The organism is Nocardia sp. SYP-A9097 (genome assembly GCF_009649815.1).
Lineage (GTDB): Bacteria > Actinomycetota > Actinomycetes > Mycobacteriales > Mycobacteriaceae > Nocardia.
This window is the reverse complement of sequence record NZ_WJIC01000024.1, coordinates 17,495-41,589: the sequence shown is the minus strand read 5'-3', so window position 1 is coordinate 41,589 and position 24,095 is coordinate 17,495. Positions and strand designations below refer to the sequence as shown.

At 65.7% G+C, this 24,095-nt stretch carries 25 protein-coding genes; 15 read left to right on the top strand and 10 right to left on the bottom strand.

The genetic code is table 11. From position 1 onward, the window contains the following. Positions 1–48 precede the first annotated feature (48 nt). From GFY24_RS32185 to sigJ, 4 genes are all read left to right on the top strand, one after another. The gene (locus GFY24_RS32185; RefSeq protein WP_153808882.1) at positions 49–540 is read left to right on the top strand and encodes a low molecular weight protein-tyrosine-phosphatase; all 492 of its coding nucleotides are present in this window, start codon (positions 49–51) and stop codon (positions 538–540) included. Then, on the top strand, positions 537–1,463 hold the full coding sequence (locus GFY24_RS32180; protein WP_153808881.1) for an SURF1 family protein: 927 nt from the start codon (positions 537–539) through the stop codon (positions 1,461–1,463). Before GFY24_RS32185 ends, GFY24_RS32180 begins: the two co-directional genes overlap by 4 nt. A 112-nt stretch (positions 1,464–1,575) precedes the next feature. Further along, on the top strand, positions 1,576–2,538 hold the full coding sequence (locus GFY24_RS32175; protein ID WP_309231600.1) for a cobalamin biosynthesis protein: 963 nt from the start codon (positions 1,576–1,578) through the stop codon (positions 2,536–2,538). A gap of 133 nt (positions 2,539–2,671) precedes the next feature. Next, positions 2,672–3,625 carry an RNA polymerase sigma factor SigJ gene (sigJ, locus tag GFY24_RS32170; protein WP_153808880.1) on the top strand — a complete coding sequence of 318 codons (954 nt, stop codon included), beginning with the start codon at positions 2,672–2,674 and terminating at the stop codon, positions 3,623–3,625. Positions 3,626–3,666: 41 nt separating this feature from the next. On the opposite strand, the gene ald is transcribed toward sigJ, so the two are convergent. After that, positions 3,667–4,767: an alanine dehydrogenase gene (ald, locus tag GFY24_RS32165; RefSeq protein WP_153808879.1), complete on the bottom strand. Its 1,101-nt coding sequence runs from the start codon at positions 4,765–4,767 to the stop codon at positions 3,667–3,669. A gap of 51 nt (positions 4,768–4,818) precedes the next feature. Next, positions 4,819–5,601, bottom strand: a complete 783-nt coding sequence (locus GFY24_RS32160) for an MBL fold metallo-hydrolase (RefSeq protein ID WP_153808878.1) — start codon at positions 5,599–5,601, stop codon at positions 4,819–4,821. Between the two features lie 71 nt (positions 5,602–5,672). Between GFY24_RS32160 and GFY24_RS32155 the strand changes: the two genes are divergently transcribed. From GFY24_RS32155 to GFY24_RS32140, 4 genes are all read left to right on the top strand, one after another. Beyond that, positions 5,673–6,635 carry a GlxA family transcriptional regulator gene (locus GFY24_RS32155; protein ID WP_153808877.1) on the top strand — a complete coding sequence of 321 codons (963 nt, stop codon included), beginning with the start codon at positions 5,673–5,675 and terminating at the stop codon, positions 6,633–6,635. Beyond that, a complete protein-coding gene (locus GFY24_RS32150; RefSeq protein ID WP_153808876.1) occupies positions 6,632–7,147 on the top strand; it encodes a gamma carbonic anhydrase family protein in 516 nt (171 codons plus the stop codon). The genes GFY24_RS32155 and GFY24_RS32150 overlap by 4 nt, the downstream gene beginning before the upstream one ends. 143 nt (positions 7,148–7,290) lie before the next feature. Beyond that, entirely contained in the window at positions 7,291–7,464 is a 174-nt protein-coding gene (locus GFY24_RS32145; protein WP_153808875.1) for a hypothetical protein, read from the top strand. 126 nt (positions 7,465–7,590) lie between these two features. Further along, complete coding sequence (locus tag GFY24_RS32140) at positions 7,591–8,223, top strand: TetR/AcrR family transcriptional regulator (RefSeq protein WP_153808874.1); 633 nt, start codon at positions 7,591–7,593, stop codon at positions 8,221–8,223. Here GFY24_RS32140 and GFY24_RS32135 read toward each other — a convergent pair. From GFY24_RS32135 to GFY24_RS32125, 3 genes are read right to left on the bottom strand one after another with little or no spacing between them, the layout of a single operon-like run. Then, positions 8,211–9,464 (bottom strand): acyltransferase, encoded by a 1,254-nt coding sequence (locus GFY24_RS32135; RefSeq protein ID WP_153808873.1) that lies wholly within the window; start codon positions 9,462–9,464, stop codon positions 8,211–8,213. The genes GFY24_RS32140 and GFY24_RS32135 overlap by 13 nt on opposite strands. Further along, positions 9,461–10,360 (bottom strand): SGNH/GDSL hydrolase family protein, encoded by a 900-nt coding sequence (locus GFY24_RS32130; RefSeq protein WP_153808872.1) that lies wholly within the window; start codon positions 10,358–10,360, stop codon positions 9,461–9,463. The genes GFY24_RS32135 and GFY24_RS32130 overlap by 4 nt, the downstream gene beginning before the upstream one ends. Positions 10,361–10,371: 11 nt before the next feature. Next, the gene (locus GFY24_RS32125; RefSeq protein WP_153808871.1) at positions 10,372–10,572 is read right to left on the bottom strand and encodes a hypothetical protein; all 201 of its coding nucleotides are present in this window, start codon (positions 10,570–10,572) and stop codon (positions 10,372–10,374) included. Between GFY24_RS32125 and GFY24_RS32120 the strand changes: the two genes are divergently transcribed. Together GFY24_RS32120 and GFY24_RS32115 are read left to right on the top strand one after the other, a co-directional pair. Continuing rightward, positions 10,571–10,756 carry a hypothetical protein gene (locus GFY24_RS32120; protein ID WP_153808870.1) on the top strand — a complete coding sequence of 62 codons (186 nt, stop codon included), beginning with the start codon at positions 10,571–10,573 and terminating at the stop codon, positions 10,754–10,756. The two genes, GFY24_RS32125 and GFY24_RS32120, sit on opposite strands and share 2 nt — an antisense overlap. Before the next feature lie 120 nt (positions 10,757–10,876). Then, entirely contained in the window at positions 10,877–11,584 is a 708-nt protein-coding gene (locus GFY24_RS32115) for a vancomycin high temperature exclusion protein (RefSeq protein WP_153808869.1), read from the top strand. 376 nt (positions 11,585–11,960) lie between these two features. Here the strand turns inward: GFY24_RS32115 and GFY24_RS32110 are convergent, their stop codons facing one another. Next, positions 11,961–12,770 carry a thioesterase family protein gene (locus GFY24_RS32110; protein WP_375336131.1) on the bottom strand — a complete coding sequence of 270 codons (810 nt, stop codon included), beginning with the start codon at positions 12,768–12,770 and terminating at the stop codon, positions 11,961–11,963. Between the two features lie 336 nt (positions 12,771–13,106). Continuing rightward, complete coding sequence (gene gndA / locus GFY24_RS32105; RefSeq protein ID WP_153808868.1) at positions 13,107–14,549, bottom strand: NADP-dependent phosphogluconate dehydrogenase; 1,443 nt, start codon at positions 14,547–14,549, stop codon at positions 13,107–13,109. 244 nt (positions 14,550–14,793) lie between these two features. Between gndA and GFY24_RS32100 the strand changes: the two genes are divergently transcribed. Then, a complete protein-coding gene (locus GFY24_RS32100) occupies positions 14,794–15,591 on the top strand; it encodes a DUF2470 domain-containing protein (protein WP_309231598.1) in 798 nt (265 codons plus the stop codon). Between the two features lie 2 nt (positions 15,592–15,593). On the opposite strand, the gene GFY24_RS32095 is transcribed toward GFY24_RS32100, so the two are convergent. Beyond that, the gene (locus GFY24_RS32095; protein ID WP_153808867.1) at positions 15,594–16,397 is read right to left on the bottom strand and encodes a hypothetical protein; all 804 of its coding nucleotides are present in this window, start codon (positions 16,395–16,397) and stop codon (positions 15,594–15,596) included. 163 nt (positions 16,398–16,560) lie between these two features. On the opposite strand from GFY24_RS32095, the gene GFY24_RS32090 reads away from it, so the two are divergent. The 4 genes from GFY24_RS32090 (at position 16,561) to GFY24_RS32075 (ending at position 21,106) form a co-directional block, all read left to right on the top strand. Further along, positions 16,561–17,292, top strand: a complete 732-nt coding sequence (locus tag GFY24_RS32090) for a hypothetical protein (RefSeq protein WP_153808866.1) — start codon at positions 16,561–16,563, stop codon at positions 17,290–17,292. Between the two features lie 739 nt (positions 17,293–18,031). Then, positions 18,032–18,736 carry a hypothetical protein gene (locus GFY24_RS32085; RefSeq protein ID WP_153808865.1) on the top strand — a complete coding sequence of 235 codons (705 nt, stop codon included), beginning with the start codon at positions 18,032–18,034 and terminating at the stop codon, positions 18,734–18,736. A 98-nt stretch (positions 18,737–18,834) separates the two neighbouring features. Beyond that, positions 18,835–19,842, top strand: coding sequence for an alpha/beta hydrolase family protein (locus GFY24_RS32080; RefSeq protein WP_228566845.1), 1,008 nt, complete (start codon positions 18,835–18,837; stop codon positions 19,840–19,842). Between the two features lie 364 nt (positions 19,843–20,206). Continuing rightward, a complete protein-coding gene (locus GFY24_RS32075; protein WP_153808864.1) occupies positions 20,207–21,106 on the top strand; it encodes a cutinase family protein in 900 nt (299 codons plus the stop codon). A 64-nt stretch (positions 21,107–21,170) separates the two neighbouring features. Here GFY24_RS32075 and GFY24_RS32070 read toward each other — a convergent pair whose 3' ends face one another. Then, positions 21,171–22,466, bottom strand: coding sequence for a cytochrome P450 (locus tag GFY24_RS32070; protein WP_375336130.1), 1,296 nt, complete (start codon positions 22,464–22,466; stop codon positions 21,171–21,173). A 102-nt stretch (positions 22,467–22,568) separates the two neighbouring features. Beyond that, positions 22,569–24,077: a long-chain fatty acid--CoA ligase gene (locus tag GFY24_RS32065; protein WP_153808863.1), complete on the bottom strand. Its 1,509-nt coding sequence runs from the start codon at positions 24,075–24,077 to the stop codon at positions 22,569–22,571. Positions 24,078–24,095 lie beyond the last annotated feature (18 nt).

The following is a 24,095-nucleotide window of genomic DNA, read 5'->3' as shown; positions in this document are numbered from 1 at the left end:
GGCACAGCGAACACCCTACGTGGCCCGGGTTGGGGGTCACCGGACAGAATGGCTGTCGTGGGCGAGCTGCATGTGTCGTTTATTTGTACCGGGAACATCTGCCGGTCTCCGATGGCCGAGAAGATGTTCGCGGCGCATCTGGAACGGGCGGGTCTCGGTGATCGGGTGCGCGTGAGCAGCGCCGGGACCGGGAGCTGGCATGTCGGCGATGACGCTGACCGGCGGACCACCGCCGAGTTGCGGAGCCATGGGTATCCGGTCGGGCATCGGGCGGCGGTGATCGGTGCCGACCATTTGGACGCCGATCTGTTGATCGCCCTCGACTCCGGGCATGAGCGCGCGCTCGCGCAGTTGGGTGTGTCGTCCGAGCGGCGGCGCCTGCTGCGCAGCTTCGACCCGAACGCCGACGGACCGGATGTGCCGGACCCGTATTACGGCGATCAATCCGATTTCGCACTCGTCCGCGAGCAGATCGAGGCCGCCGTGCCCGGACTGCTGGACTGGGTGCGCGAACAGCTCGGTGAAGGCGATCCCGCATGAGCTCCCTGTTCCGCCGCCTCACTTTTCTGCTGCGCCCGAGCTGGGTGATCCTCGCGGTGGTGGTCGCGGGCTTCGCGTACCTGTGTTTTTCGGTGCTCGCGCCATGGCAGCTGGGCAAGAACACCACCACCTCCGAACGCAATCAGCGCATCGCGGATTCGGTGCACGCCGATCCCGTCGATGTGAGCACGATGCTCGGCGGCCCCGGCCGGGACACCGAATGGCGTCGAGTCACCGCCGATGGCAGCTACGTCCCCGACTCCACCGTGCTGGTGCGCCTGCGCCACCTCGGCCAGGACCCCGCCTTCTCGGTGCTGACCGCCTTCACCCTCGATGACGGCCGCACCGTCCTGGTCGATCGCGGCCTGATCGCCGCCGTCAACGGCTCCCGCCCACCCCAGGTCCCCGCCCCGCCGTCGGGCAAACAGCATCTGCAGGCGAGGGTCCGAGCCTCCGAAGGCACCGTCGACACCAAGCCCCCCATGACCGAGGACGGCTACCGCCAGGTCTATTCCATTGACACCCAACAGGATTCAACAGTCCTGCACCTCCCCCTGACCCCCATCCCCACCAACGACCGCGGCGGCTACCTCCAACTCGACGAGAATCAGCCCGGCGCCTTCGCCCCCGTCCCCCTCCCCCAACTGGACGCCGGCCCCTACCTCTCCTACGGCCTCCAATGGCTGGCCTTCGGCATCATGGCCCCCCTCGGCCTCGGCTACTTCGTCTACGCCGAAATCCGAGCCCGCCGCCGCGAACGCGCCGAATCCACCCCGGAGCCCGCGACTCCCACAGACCCGATCAGTCCAACTGACGCGCCCCCTACAGCAACGGACCCGGCAAAGCCCGCAGCCCCGACCACCAACAAACCCCCGACAAATGAAGCTCGCCTGGCAGATCGCTACGGCGGAACCCGCCGCTGACTTCCTCGCTTTCCCACCGAGCAGCCCGTATCTCGATCCATCAGCCCTTACATTCGATGGCCTGGGTGGATCCGGTGGGGTAATTGCGGAGGTGGGTGGATAACCTCGGCGGGTGCGTTCCGGGACTGTTGCTGCGAGTGGGTTGTTGATCGGGTTTGCGCTGGATCGGTGGCTCGGGGATCCGCGGCGGGGGCATCCGGTGGCGGGCTTCGGGACCGCGGCGATGGAGTTGGAGAAGGTCACCTATCGGGATGGGCTGGGGGCCGGGGTGCTGCATGAGGTGGTGCTTGTCGGGGGTGTTGTCGCGCTGGGCGCCGCGGCGCGGCGCGGCGTTCGTGCGAATTCCGGTGCGCGGCAGGTGGGCCGGGGTCTGGGCGAGATCGCGCTGACGGCTGCCGCCACCTGGACTGTGCTGGGCGGGACCACACTGGCGCGGACCGGACGGGAGATGGCCGACCTGCTCGAGGCCGGGAATATCGAGGGGGCGCGGGAGTTGTTGCCTTCCTTGTGCGGGCGCGATCCGGCGCTGTTGGATGCGGATGGGTTGGCCCGGGCGGCGCTGGAGTCGATTGCGGAGAACACCTCGGATGCGACTGTGGCACCGCTGTTTTGGGGTGCGGTGGCGGGAGTGCCCGGGTTGCTCGGGTATCGGGCGGTGAACACTCTCGATGCGATGGTCGGCTATCGGAATGCGCGGTATGCGCGGTTCGGGTGGGCTGCCGCGCGGACCGACGATGTAGCCAATTTGGGGCCCGCTCGGGTGGCCGGGGTGATTACGACCCTGCTCGCACCGGTGGCGGGCGGTCGTCCGGCGGATGCGTGGCGGGCATGGCGACGCGATGCGAGCAAGCATCCGAGCCCGAATGCCGGTGTGGCGGAGGCATCTATGGCGGGTGCGCTCGGCGTGCGACTCGGTGGACGCACCGAGTATCGGCATGGAATCGAAATGCGGCCGGCGCTCGGCGACGGACCGACTCCGCGCGTCCCGGACCTGCGACGCGCGGTGCGCCTGTCGGAGGCGGTGCAGGTCGTCAGCGTTCTGGCCGCTGCCGCGATCGCCTGCGCCCGCCGCTGACGCCTCGATCTCACATTCGCCGGCGGGTCCCGCGTGCCTGACACACCTGCGGAGTGTCACAGTGTGGAAGTCTGTTTCGTCGGTTCGGCGAGGGTCGTCCGAATGGCGAGTGGTTATGGATGGTGAGGCGGCAATGAGCGACGAACGGCACGGGGTACCCGACCAGGCGGAGTTGGCACGGCGGTTCGAGGAGCATCGGGGTTATCTGCGGCGGGTCGCCTACAGCACGCTGGGCAGTTTGAGCGATGCCGATGATGTGGTGCAGGACGCTTGGCTGCGGCTGCAGCGGTATTACGAGACCAGCCCGGACGGCGCGGAGATCGAAAACCTGCGCGCTTGGCTGACGACCGTGACCGGACGGCTGGCGCTGGACCATCTCGGATCGGCGCGGGCGCGGCGGGAGCAGTATGTCGGCGAATGGCTGCCGGAGCCGGAGATCACCAGCTGGGATGATCCGGCGGACCGGGTGTCCCAGGATGAGCGGGTGACGACCGCGTTGCTGGTGGTCCTGGAATCCCTCTCCCCCGCCGAGCGCACCGCGTTCGTACTCCAGGATGTCTTCGGTATGACCGGTCCGGAGGTCGCCGAGGTGGTCGGCCGTACTCCGGCGGCGGTGCGGCAGTTGGCTTCTCGCGCCCGCAAGCATGTGGAGTCGGGCACCCCGCGCTTCCCTGCCAGCCCCGCTGAGCATGAGAAGGTGGTGTCCGCGTTCGCGGTGGCCTGGCGCTCCGGTGATCTGAGTGCCCTTCTCGGCGTGCTGGATTCGAATGTCACCTTCACCGCCGACGGTGGCGGCAAGGTGAACGCGTTCCGGCATCCGCTGCACGGTGCGTCCACGGTCGCCGAGACGCTGCTCGGGTTCCTGCGGTTCGCGGGCGAGGTCGGTGGGGCGTGGGGCCGTTCGGTTCTGGTCAATGGCCGTCCCGGCTTGGTGGTTTTCGACGGCAAGAGCACCGGTGTCTTCTCGTTCACGATCGACGACGGCCGCATCACGAATATCGATGTGGTCCGCAATCCGGACAAGCTGCACAACCTGCCCGAGGATGGCGAGCCGGACTGGGCGCTGGGCGAGCAAGCCCCCGAGTAATCCCGACAAAGCGGGCCCGGCTGCGGGCCCGCTGTCGCGGCTCAATTGCCCACGGGGTGGAGGCCGTGGGCGGCGGCCACCTCCGGGGAGTACAGCTCGCCCACAGCGGCGGTGAGACCTTGGGCCAGGCCATGGTCGGCGTCGCAGGCGGCTCGCCAGCCTCGGTCGGCGATGGCGCGGACGTACGGGAGGGTGGCATTGGTGAGGGCGACCGTGGCGGTGTGGGGCACCGCGCCGGGCATATTCGCCACGCAGTAGAAGAGCGAATTCGCCACCGGGAAGGTGGGTTTCGCGTGCGTGGTGGGGCGTGAGCTTTGAAAGCAGCCGCCCTGGTCGATGGCGATATCCACCAGCACCGAGCCCGGTCGCATGAGGGCGACCAGGCTGTCCGGCACGAGTTTCGGGGCGCGCGCACCCGGGACCAGGACCGAGCCGATCACCAGATCGGCTGCGGGGACGGCTTTTTCGACCTCGGCGGCATTGGATCCGATGGTGGTGATGCGGCCGTTGAAGCGGGCATCGAGTTCACGCAGGCGCGCGATATTGGTGTCCAGCACGCTAACTCGCGCACCCATGCCGACGGCGACTGTCGCAGCGCTGGTACCCGCGACGCCGCCGCCGAGCACCAGTACATAGGCGGGACGTACGCCGGGCACACCACCGAGCAGTACGCCTTCCCCGCCCTGCGGTGACATCAATTGGTATGCGCCGACCTGGGTTCCGAGCTTGCCCGCGACCTCACTCATTGGTGCGAGCAACGGCAGTGATCCGTCGGCGGCGCGCACGGTCTCGTAGGCGATGGCGGTGATCCCGGACTCGAGAATCGCCTCTGTGCATTCCCGCGAGGCCGCGAGATGCAGGAAGGTGAAGAGCACCTGCCCGCCGCGCATGCGCGAATACTCCTGGGCTATAGGTTCTTTCACCTTCAGTATCAGATCGGCTGTGCTCCAGATGTCGTCGGCGGTGGGCAGGGTGCGCGCACCGGCGCCGAGGTAGTCGGCATCGGGAAAGCCCGATCCGATTCCCGCCCCGGCCTCGATCAACACCTGATGTCCGCCGTGCACCAACTCTCCGGCACCGGCCGGGGTGAGCGCCACCCGGAACTCCTGCTCCTTGACTTCCTTCGGAACCCCAATTTGCATACCGCCATCGTGGACCAACCACCGCGTGAGCACCACGACCGCCACGCGGCGCTAGTGCGCAGCCAGGGTCAGGGTTTCGCCGGGGGTGGGGATGCGGAGTTGGGCGGTGCGGCCGGCGTATTCGAAGTTGCGGGCCAGGTAGTCGAGGGATTCGGAGAAGTGGCCCCAGCCCTCGCCGTGTACGGGGACGATGACGGCTTCGCCGAGAGCGGCGGCGGCGCGGACGGCGCTGCGGCCGTTGAGGGTTACGTCGCTGTCGCCGAAGCGGTCGATATTGGCCGCGCCTACGAAGAGGATGGCTACGTCGATGCGGCCGATGCGGTCTGCGATCTGCTGCACCAGGTCGACCGAGGCGTTATCGCCGGAGACATAGACCGTCGGCAGGCCCTCGCCCCGCAGGATGAAACCGGTGACCACACCCGAGAGCGTCTCCGCGCCTTCGGGGCCGTGCAGGGCCGGTACGCCGGTGACGGTCACGTCGCCGAGCTGTACCGATTCCCAATTCGCCAGTCCCTGAACGCCTTCCATGCGTCCGGCGGCATCGGAGGTGGAGAGCACCCGCTCGACGGTCGAGAGGAATTCGCGTCCGGAGTTGTCGAGATTGTCGGCGTGCTGGTCATGTGAGAGCAGTACCGCGTCGACCGGTCCGACCTGATCCGCCGCAATCGCGGGGCCGGTGAGCTTGTGCAGGGTGATGGGGCCGGGGTAGTCGCCGGGCGCGTCGAACGTGGGATCGGTCAGCCAGGTCAGGTTGCCGTAGCGGAAGCGCACGGTGGGTCCGCCGATGTGCAGGATTTCGATGGTGCCGGTGGTGCTTTCGATCGTGTTCGTCATGAGATAGAGCTTGGCCGAAGCAGCATGAGCGCAACAGTGGCCCGAAGGCCGCTTATCGCTAAGATCGGGCCATGCATGCTGTCGCGGTTTTGGCGTTCGATCGGATCAGCCCGTTCCATCTGTCGGTGCCGAGCCTGGTGTTCGGGCGCGTCGGCGCGGGCGGGGATGCGCCATATCACGTGGATGTGTGTGCGGAGCGGCCCGGAATCATCTCCACACCAGCGGGATTCGACATCATCGTGCAGCACGGGCTGGACACCCTGGAGCGCGCCGAGACGGTGATCATCCCGAGCTGGCAGCGCGGACAGCAGCTCACCGAGCCGACCCGTGCGGCCCTGCATCGCGCGCACGCCAATGGTTCCCGAATTGTCGGTCTATGCCTGGGTTCGTGGGCGATCGCCGACAGCGGCCTGGCCGACGGCCGGGAGATCACCACGCACTGGTCCGCCGCCGCCGAGCTGGCCCGCGCCTATCCGGCGGTGCGGGTCCGCGCCGACACCCTGTGGTCCGATCACGGCGATCTGATCACCTCCGCCGGTGTCGCCGCCGCCCTGGACTGCTGCCTGCATCTGGTGCGCAGCGATCTCGGCAGCAGGCATGCCACCGAACTGGCGCGCGCCCTGGTGCTGGCCCCGCACCGCAGTGGTTCACAGGCGCAGTACATTCCGGTCGCGGTTCCCGAGGCGATCGATGACGACCCCATCGAGCATGCGATGGTCTGGGCGCGAACACATCTCGACGAACCCGTCGATCTCGATACCTGGGCGCGCACCGCTCTCATGTCGCGCCGCACCTTCACCCGTCGCTTCCGCGATCGCACCGGTTCCAGCCCGCAGCAGTGGTTGCTGCAACAACGCCTGGACCATGCTCGCCTGTTGCTGGAGTCGACCGATGACACCATGGAACGCATTGCCGCCGAATCGGGTCTGGGTACCGCGGTGAATCTGCGTCATCACTTCCATCGCCAGCTCGGGACCAGCCCGGCGACCCACCGGTCGCTGTTCCGGCGCACGGTTATAGGTTCTCGATCATGAGGATTCAGCTGGGTGACAACGCGCCGCAGATCGACGAGAGCGCGTGGATCGCGCCCAATGCGACGGTGATCGGCCGCGTGCGGCTGGAAGCCGATGTGAGCGTGTGGTATTCGGCGGTGTTGCGCGGGGACATGGAGGAGATCACCGTCGGCAAGGGCACCAATATCCAGGACGGCTGTGTGCTGCACGCCGATCCCGGCTTCCTGTGCACCGTGGGCGCGGGAGTTTCGGTGGGGCATAATGCGATTCTGCACGGCTGCACGGTCGGTGACGATGTGCTGGTCGGCATGGGTGCGACGGTGCTCAATGGCGCGGTAATCGGCGCGGGCAGTCTTATCGCGGCGAATGCGCTGATTCCGGAGGGTGCGCAGATTCCGCCGGGATCGCTGGTGGCGGGTGTGCCGGGCAAGGTGCGGCGCGAGCTGGGCGAAGCCGAGCTGGATCGGATTCGACTGAATGCGGCAGTCTACCTGCACAACACGATCCTGCACCGTAATGGTCAAGAGGTGTGACAACGGCGAGCGTGTGAGAACTCCCACACTGAATAATCGACCATATCGGACCGCTGTTAGCATTCGACGAAGCGTTCCCGGCGGCCCGGGCTGTGCCGCCGCTAGCCGGGTGCGTGCTCTGGGCTAGCAGGAGGTTTCATACGGTGTCGTACGAGCAGAACGGTATGCACCGACGGCGGATCAGCGTCGCCGACATTGCGGATCAGCCGGGGGGTATCGAGGCGCTGCAGCGCCGGGTTCACGAATTACGTTCCAATGGAATCGATTTCGCCGCGAACGCGATAGAACGCGAGATGGCGGCGCTCGAGGTCCAGTGACTGGACAGTAGGTTCACGGCGAGGCTTCGGCGCGCACGCCGCGATGCGATAATGCGGTTGACCTTTTCCGCCATGGCCGTCGTCACCGCAGTGCAGCGGGTGCCAACCGACTCGACTGGAGACTCGATGCCGTCCGTGCCCGCCATCCTGCAGCGCATTCTGGAGAAGCCGCGCGCAGAAGGCGAACAGTTGCTGGAGAGTGCGCTCTCGGCCTTCCTGGACTTCGGTATCAAGCGAACCAGTATGGGAGAGATAGCACGTCGCGCGGGCATCAGCCCGGCGACGCTGTACCGCCGCTTCGAATCCAAGAACGATCTGGTCGAAGCGGTGGGCGTGCGTGAGGCGCAGCAGTTCATCGCCGAGATCGATGAGCGGGTACAGCAGGTCTCACACAATGGGCAGAACGGTGAGGATCAGCTGGTCGAGATCTTCGTCGCCTTCATTACCAATCTGGCCAATAACAAACTGCTGCAACGACTTCTGCGCACCGAACCCGATGTGATCCTGCCCCGGCTCACCACCGATGCCGGACCGGTGCTCGCGGTGGGCCGCACCTATCTGGCCGAAAAGCTGCGCGCGCTACAGGAATCGGGCAGCGTACCGGATTTCGACGCCGACCTGGTCGCGGAAGTCCTTGCCCGCCTGGGGCAGTCGCTGGCGCTCACCCCGGACGGCCTGATCCCGCTCGGTGACGAGCAGGCCGCCCGCGAATTCGCCCGGCGCACAGTACTTCCGATGATCGGCGTTCAACCGGCCTGACGCGTGGTGCGCCGCCCGGCGAAGCGGCGCATGATCGGGACATCCACGCAGTGGTACAGCAGAGCGCCCAGCGCGAGTGAGACCACCAGGCTCAGCACCGCGAACCCGGCCCAGCCGAGGACACCGAATTGCCTGCCGCCGATGAGATATCGGGTGATCACCACCATCACCGGCAACTGCACCAGATAGAACGCGAAGGTGACATTGCCGAGCCATACCAGGCGTGGATGCGAGGTGATTCCCTTGATGCCGTGCATATCCCGCGCGCCGAAGGTGGCGACCACCGCCGTCATCGGTGCGAGCACGAGCGCGGACATCTTGTAGTTGACCGGCACCACCCAGGTCGCCGCATACGAGAGCGCGAGTACCAGCAGCGGAATCGCCAATCGCGTATTGCGCCAACGTCCTTCGAGCACCATGCGCGCGGCCAGTACGCCGAGGTAGAACTCCGGTAGTCGCGAGGCCGGAAAGGTGTAGCTCAGCCAATACGACGGCGAGACCGGGATATCCGGCTGCGCGAACCACGCGGGCGAGGAGTGCAGTTCGTAGTACGGCGAGGTGTCACCCGGAACCAGCCGGGGCACAAAGACATTCGCTGTGCCCTTGGGTCCGGGCACCCACAGGTAGTACGCGGTATGCAGCGCCACCACGAAGAGCAGAATCACGGCCGTGGCAAGCAGCAGTCGCCGGGTCGGTATGCGCCGAATCAGCGGTAGCGCCAATGGAAAACTCAGGTAGAACAGCACCTCAGCCGCCAGCGACCAGGACGGCACATTCAGCCCGCCCACCGTGGTCCACTTCGGCACCCAGGTGTGAATGAGCAGCAGATTCGGGGCCCACACGACCAGGCGGTGCAGCGGAACCCCCGCTGCCACAATGAATGCCGCCGCACCGAGCACATGCGTCGGATAGATCTTGAGCACCCGCCGCCGATAGAATCCGCGTACCGAATTCCCGGGCCGGAACGACCAGTAGATGATGAACCCCGACAGTACGAAGAAGAACGTGACGCCCGCGGCCCCCAACTGCATGGGAATCCACTGGTGAATCGTCCGGAACAACTCGGACTTCTGAAACGGATACACCGGCAGGAACACCAGCGCGTGCACCAGGAACACCGCACACGCCGCCCACCACCGCGCCCCCGTCAGCGACGGCAGCGCCGGTCGCTCCCGATCCGCCCGCGCCACAACACTTTCCGACCCGGAACCGTCTGTCAGTTCGATTCCCGTGGTCGTCATCGGCCGTACCTCTCGTAGAGGGCGTTCGCGACGACCGCGTCACCGCGGGTGGAGGGGTGGAAGGGCAGTCCGCCGATATCGGTGCGGTAGTCCAGGACTCCGTTCAACCATGGTTCGGCGGAACACAATCCGTGTCCGAGCGTGGATGTGCGGGTGTCGAGGAAGTCGATTCCGAGTAGCTCTGCGGCCTCGCGTTGCGCGCGGTTGATGCGATCGAGGTATTCGATGGCCGCGCGCCCGCGCGGTTGGATGAAGGGTGCGATGCCGAAGAGGTTGATACACACGGTGTCCTGGCCGGACGGGAACAGTTCCGGGTATCCGACCAGCACTATGCGCGCATTGGGTGCGTAGTACTTGATGTAGGTGACCACATTGCCGATGCGCTGTGCGAAGGTCGCGCCGGACACACCCCGGTAGTCGGTCATCCGGCCCTGTTCGGCCGCCTCCGGCCCGCAGCCGTCGATCAGGTTGAAGATGCATTTCTGCAGCGACCACCACATGATCATGTCGGTGGCGCCCCAGCGGTCATTGAGCCCGATCTGCAGCGTCACCAGTTTGGTGCGCGGCCCGAAAGCTCCTGCCTTATCGGCTTTTCGGGCCTCCATGGCGAGCGTGTATCCGGGCGGAGTATCGATGGAGGCGCCCGGGCAGGAGGCGTCCAGATAGTCGTCGGTCCGCATCAACCGGACCAGTTGCGCGGGCCAGGCGGTATCGCCGTGCACGCATTGAACCTCTTCGGAGAGGAAGTCCCACTTGTTGGCGGTGAACGAATCACCCAGCACCACAAGCTCTTTGCCCGCGGGTGCGGGGTCGGCCCCGGAGCTGCCGGATCCACTCACCGCGGCGGCGATGGCCATGGCGACCGCGCACGCCCATCGCCCGCTATTGCCGAACACCGGACGCCCCCTCAGTACCCGGCACGCGGTTCGAATCCGGGGACGTCCAGGGTCGGCGGTGCGGGCTTCTGCACGGTCTGCGCGGGTTCCTGCTGTACCGGCTTGGGCGCGACCGGCTGCGGTGCGGGCGGCTGTGCGGGCGCGACCGGTTGCGCGGCAGGCGCTTCCGTTGTCGCGGGTGCCGGGCTGCTCGCAGGTGCGGCGCTGATCATGGGTGCGGCGCTGGTCGCCGGCACCGCGGTGGTGGTGGTCGGGCTCGGCGATCCGCCCGAATCGGTGCTGTTCGCGCAGGCCGCCGCCCCGCCGATCAGTAGTACTGCGCCGACCACGGTCGCGATGGCGCGAACGGTGGATCGGATTGGGGCACAAGACTTCATGGAGACCCTCGAATCATGAACTGAAGTGTTCGCTATTCACTTCAGCGGAAGTGTACAAAGCCGCAGCCCCGCACCACCCCGATTCGAGTAATCCCTCCCGCCCCCAATTCCTGGGGCCGGAGTCGGGCAGACTGACGCCATGGAGCTCCACGCCGCCGTGCGAACCACCCGAACCCGACTAGCCGCCTGGTTCCCGCGCCGCCGCGTCGCCAAAATCCTGATCACCGTCGTCGCCGCCACCCTACTGCTCGGCCTCGGCTCCATCGCATGGATTCACTTCAGCACCCGAAACTTTCAGTACACCGCCGACAATGCGCCGCAAGCCGAGGTGGCGATAGTCTTCGGCGCGGAGGTCTACCGCAGCGGAAAACCCTCGCCCTACCTCGCCGCCCGGCTGGATCTGGGCCGCACCCTGCTCGAATCCGGCAAGGTCAAGGCCCTGCTGCTGACCGGCGACAATGGCCGCGCCAGCTATAACGAGCCGGAAGCCATGCGCGCCTATCTGATAGAGCACGGCGTCCCCGCCGCCAAGATCGCCCTCGACTACGCCGGTTTCAGCACCTACGAATCCTGCGCCCGCGCACACGATGTTTTCGGCGTCCACAGCGCCGTAGCGGTGACCCAGGACTTCAGTGTCCCCCGCACCATCGCGCTGTGCCGAGCCGTCGGCATCGACGCGGTCGCGGTCGGCGATACCCCGCAACCGCACAGCGACGTCTACCGAAAGTGCTGGCTGCGTGATCAATTGGCGGCCACGAAGGCGGTCTACTCCATCCTGTTCCGCCCCGAACCCACCTTCCTCGGGAAACAGGAAACCTCCGTGCGCGACGCCATGGCCGCGCCCTGATCCCGTCCAGCCGCAATTGAAAAGCCGGTAGCGGATCCCTACTTCCGCTACCGGCGTTTCCCTCAGGCGGCTACCACCGCCGCGAATCACATATTGGCCACCGTCATCGCGGCGCTACCGGCCGCTCCCGAGGCAATGGCACTACCCGTGCACAACGCCGTGAGCAGAATCGCTATAAGCATTCAGGGAACCTTTCGAGCAGTACGTAATCTTCGAGGGTGTCTGATGAGGACATTTCGAAAAGTACTGCCCGGCAAGGCTTTATCAGATACCCTGTGCGATTCTCCCGGTAACCTCCATGGCGATCCCCAGTAACCTCTAAGCCACTCGCCGAACCCTTTTGTGCTAGGCCGAGAAGGTTGCGCCGGTGCGATTCTCAGTCGCGGGCACGGACTTCCAGGATCTGCAGCGCGCGGCCGATGGGGCCCTGCTCGTCGTGCAGGACGGTGGAGCACATGCCGACACCGTCGGGGCCGATCGAGGTCGCGACCGACAGGCCGATCCATTCGGAGACCGGCAGACGGAAGAGATCGACGGTGAGATCGGTGTTGAGGAAGGTGTAGTGCGCCGGATCGAGTTGCGCGCCAATACCATTGGCGATATCGGCGACCGCGAAAACGGTGCCGATCGGAGTCACCGGCTCACCATCCACCACCGCACTGTGCGAGCGCACCCAAACATGCCGCGCCCCAGCGGATTCGGGCAGCACCCGAATATCGACGGTCCGCACATAGCCGACATCCCACCCGGCCGGAACATCCCAGCTGGCCTCTGTCGTAGGCGGCACGGGAGGTAGCGGAGCATCTGCCGCCAATGCGACACCGGCAGTATCGGTGGTAGCGATCCGCCAAGCACTGGCCTTGGCGACCACGCGCCGAGTCCCATCGGGCAGTAGCGCGGCAAGCTCGGCCGCGACCAATTCGATCCGCTTGCCCGGCCGCTCAACCCAGGCCCGCACATCGACTTCCGCCACCGGAATCGGCCCGAGAATCTCCATGGTCAGCCGCGTAACCCGCATCCCCTCGCGCGGCGAGCACTGCTCCACCGCACGAGCCAGCAATGCCGAAGGCGGCGCACCATGCTGCATGGTGTGCGCCCACACGCTCACCGCGGATTCGGTGGCCAGAAACCGCTCATACCCACCATCCACCGCCCCCAGCGGCAGGAAATAAGCAGGCGTAGCCACCCGATCGCCGGTCTCGGCGTCATCCGTCCAGGTCGTCTCACTCACTCGGCTCACCGCGCCAACGTACCAACCCGTTCGACTTGCTAATCAACCCGAGCCCACCGCAACTCGGTCACCCGATCACCAGGCACTCCCCGTGCCGGCCACTCGACCGATACCACGCCCATTGCCTGGTGATCTTGGTCTTCCATGATCGACGGGACCTCGGGGCGGCGGCCTCTCGCACGATGCCTCCGCCAAGTCCCGTTGATCATGGTCGATGTCATGGGAAACGGGCGGAGACCGTGCGCTGAGGCACGGTCTCCGCCCGTTTACGGTTGGGGTCGAAAGGTGTTGCTACGCCTCGATTTCGGTGCGGTCACCGCTCCACAGGGTGTGGAACTTGCCGGGGAGGTCGATGCGCTCGTAGGTGTGGGCGCCGAAGAAGTCGCGCTGGCCCTGGGTGAGGGCGGCGGGGAGGCGCTCGGCGCGGAGGGCGTCGTAGTAGGAGAGGGAGGAGGCGAAGGCGGGGACCGGGATGCCGAGCAGGGTCGCGGTGGCGACCACGCGACGCCAGCTGTCGATGGCGGTTTCGATGGCCTCGCGGAAGTACGGGGCCAGGATCAGGCTGGGCAGATCCGGGTCGGCGTCGTACGCGTCCTTGATGCGGTTCAGGAAGCGGGCGCGGATGATGCAGCCGCCGCGCCAGATGGTGGCCAGGTCGCCGGGGTGCAGATCCCAGTTGTATTCGGTGCTACCGGCTTCGATCTGGTCGAAGCCCTGCGCGTAGGCGACGATCTTGGAGGCGTACAGCGCCTGGCGGATGGCCTCGGTGAATTCGGCCACGTCCGTGGGCTTTTCCGACAGCTGACCCGAGGCCAGGCCTTGCGCGGCCTTACGCTGGGCACGCGAACCGGAGAGGGCGCGGGCGAACACGGCCTCGGCGATACCGGTCACCGGCACACCGAGATCGAGCGCGGACTTGACCGTCCAGCGGCCGGTGCCCTTCTGCTCCGCGGCATCGACGATCACATCGACCAGGGGCTTACCGGTCTTGGCGTCGACCTGGTTGAGCACCTCGGCGGTGATCTCCACCAGGTAGGACTCCAGTTCGCCGGAGTTCCAGTCGGTGAACACGTCCGCGATCTGCTTGGCATCGAAGCCGAGGGCATCGCGGAACAGGTTGTACGCCTCGCCGATGAGCTGCATATCGGCGTACTCGATGCCGTTGTGCACCATCTTCACGAAGTGGCCGGAGCCGTCGGGTCCGATATGGGTGCAGCAGGGCACGCCATCGACCTGTGCCGCAATGGATTCCAGCATCGGGCCGAGGGACTCGTAGGACTCCTTCGGACCGCCCGGCATGATGGCGGGGCCGTTGAGCGCGCCCTCCTCACCACCGGAGATGCCCGCGCCGACGAAGTTCAGCCCGCGCGCGGCCATGGCGGCCTCGCGGCGAATGGTGTCGGTGTACAGCGCATTACCGCCGTCGATAATGATGTCGCCAGGCTCCATGGCCGCGGCGAGCTCCTCGATCACGGCGTCGGTGGCATCGCCGGCCTTCACCATGATCAGGACGCGGCGCGGCTTCTCCAGCGCGGCCACGAACTCCTCGACGGTTTCGGTGCGTACGAAATCGCCGTCGCCGCCGTGCTCGGCGAGCAGCGCGTCGGTCTTCGCGACACTGCGGTTGTGCAGCGCGACGGTGTACCCGTTGCGTGCGAAGTTGCGGGCGATATTGCTACCCATGACCGCCAGGCCGGTGACGCCGATCTGGGCGCGCGCTGTAGAGGTCGCCATAAAACAGCCTCTCTCCATTCGACAGATGTAGTTGCGTGGCCGCACGAACGGGGTTCGTCGGCGGCACCCCGGAAACGTGCGGAACGCCTGTCCTTTTCTACCGCACGCCCGAATCGTCACCCAGCGCGGATGCTGATGGTCGGCCCGGACGCCGCACTGCCTCCTGAACAAACACCGAGCAGCCCTGTCGAACAAACGCCGAAGCGGGGTGAGAATCCGGGTCCGCGGCGCGTAGCCTGGGCGTGTGCCTCTCGACCACGGTGATCCCGGTGATGCCCCCTCGACCCCGCAGCCGTTGACCGCGGTCGTCAACGACCGGCGGCCGACTCCGGCGGAGGAGGCGAGAAGTGTTGTGGCGGCGACGAATACCGCGACATTGGCTTCGCTGAGCGCCGACGGTGCACCGTGGGCGTCATTCGTCACCTACGGTCTGCTCGATGGTCAGCCGGTGCTGTGTGTTTCGCGGCTGGCCGAGCACGGGCGCAATCTCGCCGGTGACGCACGGGCCAGCCTGTCGATCGTCACGCCGGATCTGCCATCCGATCCGCTGGCCGGGACCCGGGTGACGCTGGCGGGACGGGTCGAACAGCCGCAGGGTGAGGAGGCTGCCGCCGCGCGCGAGGCGCATTTGGCGGCGGTGCCATCGGCCAAGTACTACATCGACTTCAGCGATTTCACCGTCTGGGTGCTGCGGGTGGAGCGGGTGCGCTGGGTGGGTGGCTACGGCCGCATGGACTCGGCGACCGATACCGACTACGCGGCCGCCGGTGCGGACCCGATTGTTTCGGTGGCCGGTCGCGCCATCGCACACCTCAATGACGACCACGCCGACGCACTGCTGGATATGGCCAAGGCGCGCGGCGGCTACCCCGATGCGACTTCAGCGATCTGCGAACGTGCCGACCGCTACGGCCTGGATCTGCGAGTCACGACTCCGCGCGGAATTGCCGTCACCCGCGTCGGCTACCTGTCCCCGATCGATTCGATCGTTGAACTCCGTTCGGCGACAGTCGAATTGACCAAGGCATCCCGAGCAAGCTGAGCTCAGTTGATGTCGTTGATGCAGTAGCCCTCGGGCCCGATGGTCGTCTTGAACACCATCGGCTGCGCCACACCCGAGGAGTTCGTCACCGACGCCGACACATCGACGTCGGAGATCCCCGCCGACTTCGAGGTCAGCTGACCGAAAGCGGTTGTCCCGGTAAGCCTTCCGGGATTGTTCGCCAGTACCGATCCGGCACAGACCAGCGGATACCTCCCCTCGACATCGTCCTTGTCGACCGGATTGCCGGTCCACCGGGACAGGTACCGCTGCACCGTGTACCGCGCATCGGCTTCATTGAAGGTGCTGGCGGCACCGGCCGGAGCAACACGCGGACAGGCATACCCCGAAGCGATCTCACTCCGTTTCACGCTGACCGTCTGCACCGGCCCCTTCCAGATCACCGCGAACTGCCCGTCGATCCCAGGCTGCGCGACCGCCGCCAGAATCCCGTCCTTATCGGCATACATACTCCGGACATTCTGCGGCTCGATGGTCCAGCACTTGCGCACCAACTGCTCGATATCAGCCCCGACCAGATCCCGCACCCAGGGCTGTACCGCCTTGGCCGCGTTCGGATTCCCGGGCACCTCCCCCACCGTGACACTCGCGGCGGGCACACTCGTCCCGGCGGCGGCGCCCGTCGTGGTGACCGCCACCGTCGAACTCGGCTGCGACACAACCGATGTCACCGAAGGCGACACCGACGACGTATGCCCCGCATGCTCATCGGCCGCCGTACCGCAGCCACTCAGTAGAGCGCACGCCACCAACCCGAACGCCCCGTACCCCGCACGTGTGATCACCAGCACAATGCTAGCGATGAACACCCTCGAAGTAGGGCCGACCTCGAAACATGACTCGTCCAGGAGGATTCATGCCCGCCCCCAGCGGAAGTCGGCGCCGCGGCGCTCGCGGCGATCCGAAATCGGGTGGTCGGGTAGGCGGGCGCGCCGATACAGTGCGGGCATGACGCGTTTGAATCAGATTGTCGCCGTGGAGAAGGGGATCAAGTCCCGCACTTTTTCCGAGCTCACCGAGGCCCATCACCAGTTGGCCAAGAACCCACTGCTGAGCGGGATTTCGCGGACCTACCGCCCCAAGGACGAGGAGGGCGAGCAGCTGCCGCCCGAATCGACTCGGGTGCAGGTGAAGTCGGAGGCGGTGCTCCAGACCACGGCGGAGATTCTGACCAAACTCTTCGACGTGGTCGCGACGAAGGATTGGGCGAACTGCACCGCGACAGCGGATGTGGTGGTGGATGGACGTACGCTGGTGAAGGACGCACCGGTCACCTATCTGCTGTTCCTGGAGAAGCAGCTGGTCGATCTGCACACCTTCGTGCGCAAGCTGCCGGTGCTGGACGCCTCGGAGTCCTGGGAGTACGACGCCTCCGCGGACTGCTATGCCACCGAGCCCGTACAGACGGTGCGTACCAAGAAGATTCCGCGCAACCACGTGAAAGCCGAAGCGACGGAGAAGCATCCGGCGCAGGTCGAGGTGTATCACGAGGATGTGGTGGTGGGGTACTGGCGCACCATCAAGTTCTCCGGGGCGCTGCCCGCCAAGCGGGTCAACGATCTCACCGAGCGGGTCGAAAAGCTGCAGCACGCGGTGAAGTTCGCGCGCGAGGAGGCCAATAACGCCGAGATTACCCAGCGCAAGCCCGGCGAGGAAGTCTTCGGATATTTGTTTGGCTGAGGAGTGCGACACCGGCTAATGTCGGTGTCGCGCATGAGCGCAAGCTGAATCAGAAGTTCAATGTGACTGGCACACAGGCACAGTGGGGGTTCGAGTCCTCCTCCCGCCACTCGCGGCGGGATAGCCCAACCGGCAGAGGCACCCGTGTCATCAAACTCACGTTATCGCTCCAGTTTCAGTATTTTCCGCCGAACGCCGAATCGAGGGAACGGACTTCAAGCGTAGAGGTTGCGGGTTCAACTCCTGCCGACCCAGCCACCAATGGGTCGTAGCTCAATCGCAGAGCGCTACGCCTTCAAACTGAGTTCGTTCTTAAACGTGTCGGCGTGTTGCAAATGGGCGGACACCGAGGCCCCGGGGCAGGCTAGTCCCCGGGGCTTCCCCGTCTCATCGTCTCATCACACCGAGCGGCTGCCCGGACAGTCGGCGCGCCCGGTCACCACCAGGGGTTTTCACGATCCGTGCCACGAGTTCTCCCGAAACCGCCCCGAAACGAGAACACGTTCTATACGATGCGATCCGTTGAATTATGCCCTTTTTCATGTCGCCGATCGGAATTCCTTTAACGGGAGAAACGAAGTGACATGACATATTTTCACAAGTTTTCCAGAAACCCTGGACGATCGTCCAGCTATCGGGTTAACTCATCCGCAAGCGGCCTGTCACCAGTCAATGGAGGCGGGCCGCTCATCGATGAGGAAATTGGTTCCGGCGCCATCCGGGACCGCTGGAAGGAAACATGCTTCAGACTTCACGATTGGCCGCCGGAATCGCGGCCTCCACCCTGATCATCGCGGGCGCGAGCGTCGCACTCGGCACGGGTGCGGCGTCGGCCGATACCTCCACCTGCGCGATTTCGAGTCACGACACCAAGCAGGACATCAGCACCGTCGGTATCACGCACGTGTACGACAAGACCGCCAGCGCCGCCACCATCGGCGTCGGCACGACCGTCACCTACACAATCGTGGTGGGCACCACCAGTATTGGTAACCCGTACGTAAATACCATTACCGATTACCCGCCGACCGGTTTCGCGGCACCGGTCAAGACCACCATTACCGCGTACCACGCAATTGGCGGTCAGACCGAAGAAGCCGTGACGCCCGAACCGAATGGTGGCGGCTGGAAGGTCACCAGCACCGGCTGGTTCGTCAATTCCGGTAACCCGGTCACCATGAAGATCACCTACAACGTGCCGAGCAGCGTCAAGGCCGGGCAGATGATCACCTCCGGCGGTATCGGCGTGGCTGGCACCGTCGGCGTCGGCGCCAGCTTCCCCAACCTGACCGCGTGCTTCACCGCCCGCGCCGCCAACCCGGGCGAGTCGGTGCAGGGCAGCATGAGCAATAACGGCCTCGGCTCCTCCGACGGCCAGCTCAGCTCCACCGGTTCGGTCACCGACATTCTCAGCGGTGTGCTGAAGAACCTGATCGGCAGCTGATCCCCTCCCGTGGCCGGTGTGGTGTGACCGCATCGGCCACGGTCCGGGTACCATCCGGAATTCCGGTATCCGCCAATCACTTTCGAGGAACAAAGTTCTTGCTCGCGCGTAAATCCGCGGTGCTGATCGCAGCCGCCGCCCTCGCCCTGTCGCTGTCGTCGGGCCTGCCGGGCTCCGTGGGGAAATCCCATGCCGAAGCCGCGGCCCATCTGGACCACATCGATCGCGACGGACAACGCCAGCAGGTCTTCTACGTGTACTCCGCGGCGATGGATCGCATTATCCCGCTGCAGATTCTGACCGCCTTCGATACCAGCGCACCCCGGCCGACCCTGTATCTGCTCAATGGCGCGGGCGGTGGCGAGGATCTCGCCAGCTGGTACAACCAGACCGATATCGTGCAGTTCCTCGGCGACAAGAATGTGAATGTGGTGACCCCCGCGGTGGGCGCGTTCTCGTACTACACCGATTGGCAGCGTGATGATCCCAAACTCGGCCGCAATATGTGGGAGACCTTCCTGACCCGGGAACTGCCGCCGATCATCGACGCGACCCTGCACACCTCGGGAGTCAATGCGATTGCCGGGGTTTCGATGTCCGCGACGTCGGTGCTGTACATGGCGGGCACGGCCCCCGACCTCTACCGCGCGGTCGGCTCCTACAGCGGCTGCGCCTCCACCACCGATTCCTTCGGCCGCACCTATATCGATCTGGTGCTGGCCCGGGCCGGTGCCAGCCCGAAGAATATGTGGGGCACCGACGATGATCCGGACTGGCGCGACCATGACGCGATCATCAATGCGGAACGCCTGCGCGGCAAGGCAATCTATCTCTCCAGCGCGACCGGCCTGCCCGGTGAGGCCGAGGCCATCGAGCCGCCGTACTCCGCGGGGCAGATCGCGACCAAGGCCAATCAGATGGTGCTGGGCGGGCTCATCGAGGCCGCGACCAATTCGTGCACGCATCGCCTCGTCGATCGGCTGACCGAACTCGGCATACCGGCTCAGGTCGAATACCGTGCGGCCGGATCGCACACCTGGCATTACTGGGAGCAGGATCTGCATTTGTCCTGGCCCATGTTCGCGGCCGCCCTCGGCATCTCCTGAGGCGCGCGACAATTCGCCCATAGGTGGCCAAACACGTAGGTGTGCACGTACTCCGCGCCGCGCGGTGTGTCACTGCCCTGAACAGGCCCGTCACGGCGCTGCTCCGCCGGTCGGCCGGGCGACCGCGAATCATAATGCGGCAATCTGCTGGCAAGCGTCGACCGAACCGGCCGGATTATTGGTATGTTCGGCCCGGCGCGCCCACCGTCTGTCGGTAATTCGCTTGTACCGGAGCACCATCGGGGAGGCGGGTGCGCATGCCGAAGTGTTGCCAACCCACGTCTGCGGAGAAGATCTGCCAACAATGTACGGTCCGAGCAAGGAGTGATGCGCCTTGTCCTTTGGAACAACACAGGCTTTGAGAATGGTATGCGCCGCAGCCGCGTCGACCGTGGCTGTAGCGGCTGGGTTGCTGTCGGTCGGGACACCGGTGGCAAATGCGGCACCCGGGTGCCCGGATCTGAATGTGGTGGCCGTACCCGGCACCTGGGAAACGAGCCGCGATGATTCCGGACCGACCGGAATGTTATCCATCGTTACCCGTGGGCTACCTAGAAATGTGCGTACCGATTACGTCGGGTACGCGGCCACCGCGCTGCCGTGGGAGGGCGAGGTGTACGGCCGCTCCAAGAGGGAGGCCGTCACCAATGCCCGCGGCATCATCGCGGATATGGCAGCACGCTGCAGCGCAACGCGTTTCGCGCTGATCGGCTACAGCCAGGGCGCGGACGCGGCCGGTGATCTGGCCGCCGAGATCGGTACCGGGCACGGCGTGGTGCCACCCGACCGCGTGGTCGCGGTCGGGCTGATCTCGGATCCGCGCCGCTCCCCCACCGATGCGCTGATCGGCCCGGCGGTACCCGGCACGGGGGCGGGCGGGGCACGGGTCGGCGGCTTCGGCTGGCTGAGCCCGAATGTGCGAACCTTCTGCGCGGCGGGCGATCTGTACTGTTCGGTGCCGGTCGATGATCTCGCCGGGCGCTTCGCCGGATTCGCGACGCAGCTGTCCGCACCGGATCCGCTGCAGATCGGCAATTACATCATCACCATGCAGTCCATCCTCGCCGAGGCGCTACTGCCCGGCTGGTCGGCCATTATGTCCGCGCCACCGGACAATCCGGCCGGGGAACAGTGGACCAAGCAGGTACAGCAGTTCCTCAGCTCCGGTGTCCACCAGTCGTATCCGCGATATGTGGTGGATGGCAATGGCGCGACCGCGACCGTATGGCTGCACAATTGGCTTTCGGACGTGGCAGCGGGCTGATCTCGGCCCGACAGCGGGGCCCGGCAACCGATTCGGTTGCCGGGCCCCGCTTTTCGGCTTTCCGTCAGGAGGCGATGCGCGCCGGCTGGCCCAAATGCGCCGGCATGGAGGAGTATCCGCGCAGCGTGAACAGCGGGCGGCGGTGCGGTTCGGCGGTCAGCGTCAGATCCGGGAAGCGTTCGAAGAGCGCACGCAGGGCGAAGATGCCCTCCATCCGCGCCAGACTCGCACCCAGACAGGCGTGGATGCCACTCGAAAACGACAGGTGGTCTTTGGCATTCGAGCGGGTGACATCGAAGGCATTCGGGCTCTCGAACACACCCGGATCGCGATTCGCGCCGCCGAGGGACATCACCACCAGACTGCCCTTCTTCAACTTCACGCCCGCGATCTCGGTGTCGGACAAGGCAAGTCGGGCCGCGGCCTGAATCGGGGCCTCGAACCGGAGCATCTCCTCGACCGCGTTCGGCCAGAGTTCGGGCTCCGCGCGCAGGATCGCCAACTGCTCCGGATTCGAAAGCAGATGCACCACACCGTTTCCGATGAGATTGACCGCGGTTTCGAAGCCCGCACCCATGAGCAGTGTCGCCGCGGACTTGAGTTCACCCTCGGTCAGATCTCCGGCGGAGACCAGACTGCTCAGAATGTCCTCGCGCGGTTCGGCCCGCAATCGGGCGATGTGCTCGTCGAGATAGCCGTCCATACCGCGCATGGACACCACCGCATTTCGCCACTGCGGCCAGGAGATACCGATATCCAGCATCGGGCTCACCACATCACCCCACGCCAGGAAGGTATCGCGGGACTCGTCCGGGAAGCCGAGCATCTCGGAGATGATGGCGATCGGCACATGCGCCGCGAAATCGTGGATCAGATCCGCCGACCCATCGGCGGGCAGGGCATCGAGCAACTCCGCGGTCACCGACTCCACCCGATCACGCAATCGGCCGATTGCCTTGGGCGTGAACGCTTTCGACACCGATTTGCGCAGCCGAGTGTGCTCCGGCGGATCACTGATCAGCATGGACGGCTTCTCCACCGGATTCGGCGGAATCGGCGCGCTATCGGCGATCCTGCGCACCACCCCGGTTCGTTCGAACCCGGTGATCCCGTACACGCCCCAATTGCTATCCCGCAGAATCGCCCGGCAAATCTCGTAATCCGCTGTGCCCCAGGCGATCGGACTCGACACCAGCCGCCCCCGCCCCCGCAACTTCTCGATCGGCGGAAACGGGTCCCGCAACCCCGCCGCACTCCCCATCAACTCCGCGAGCGGATCATCCCGAAACGTCTGCGCCCGAATCCCATACCGCGGCGCCCCCTGCTCCACCAGCCACCGTACCCAATACCGCGCACCGATCATCACAATCTCCCTCATCATCGGATGACCTACAACGCTACGGAAATCCGTTGCGCGGCAAAAGGTCCCAGAATATGGGGAGCTCGAGCGAAATCCGTCGGGCTAGGCCGGGTTCGGGGTTAGGCGGGCGCGGAGGAGGTTCTTCTGGATTTTGCCGGTGGGGGTGGTGGGGAGGGCATCCAGGAATTCGACTCGGGTGGGGATTTTGAAGCGGGCCAGGCGTTCTTGGACGAAGAACAGGACGTCGGCTTCGGTGAGGGTTGCGCCGGGGGCGGGGACTATGAAGGCTACGGGGGTTTCGCCCCATTTCTCGTGAGGTGCGGCTACTACCGCTACATCGCGGACACCGGGGGCTGCGGCTATGACCAGCTCCACCTCGCGGGAGTAGACGTTTTCGCCACCGCTGATGAGCATGTCCTTCTTGCGGTCTACCAGGGTGAGGAAGCCTTCGTCGTCGGAGCGGGCCAGATCGCCGGTGTGGAACCAGCCGCCGCGCATGGCTTGGGCGGTTTCCTCGGGGCGCATCCAGTAGCCGGCGAAGACATTGTCGGCTCGGACCAGGAGTTCGCCTACCTCGCCGAGCGGGACGTCGCGGTCGTGGTCGTCGACCACGCGGGTTTCGATACCGAAGAGCGGGCGGCCGATGGAGCCGGACTTATCGCGGACGTATTCGGAGTCCAGGACGGCGATCGAGGGGGCGCATTCGGTCATGCCGAAACCCTCGCGGAAGGGAATTCCGCTGCGGGACAGGAAGTCCAGGACCGCGGTGGGGGCGGGGGCACCGGAGGTGAGGGCGCAGTCCAGGGATGACAGGTCGTAGCGGTCCAGGTCGGGGACCGCCATGATGGCCTGCCACATGGTGGGCACCAGCAGGAGCTGGGTTGCCTTCTCCGCCACCACCGCGTCCAGCACCGCGACCGGATCGAAGGACGGCATGATCACATTGCGGCCGCCCACATAGATGAAAGGCAGTGTGTAGAGCCCCAATCCGCCGATATGGAACATCGGCAGGGCCGTCACGGTGACATCGCTCGCCCGCAATCCGAACGCCGAGGTCACCGCGGCCGCGTTGGCGCGCAGGTTCTCGTGGGTGATCATCGCGCCCTTGGGGCGGCCGGTGGTTCCGGAGGTGTACATGATCACCGCGGTATCGTGCCGATCCGCCATCGGGATCACCGGGGTCGGATCGGCGGTGGCCACCAGATCGTCGTACTCCTCGCCCAGGGCCACCACCGCACGCACCCGCACGCCGGGTTCCCGCACCGCATCCGCGACCTGGGGGAACGCCGCGTGCGCGAAGAGCAGTTCGGCACCGAGATCGGCCAGTACATAACCGATTTCGGAGGCGGTGAGCCGGACATTGATCGGCGTGAAGATCGCACCGAGCTTCGCGGTGGCGAAGAGGATTTCCAGGCACTCCACGGAGGTCGGAATCACCGCGGCAATGCGATCACCGCGCCGAATGCCGAAGCTGTCCCGCAGCCGGTTCGCCAATCTGTTTGCGCGGTCCTCGAATTCGCTATACGTCCACGAACGCGCACCGGATACGAACGCGACCTTGTCGCCACTGAGCCGGGCCCGCTGTGTGGCCCAGTCACCGATTCCCTGCATACTTCGATCCTTAGACGT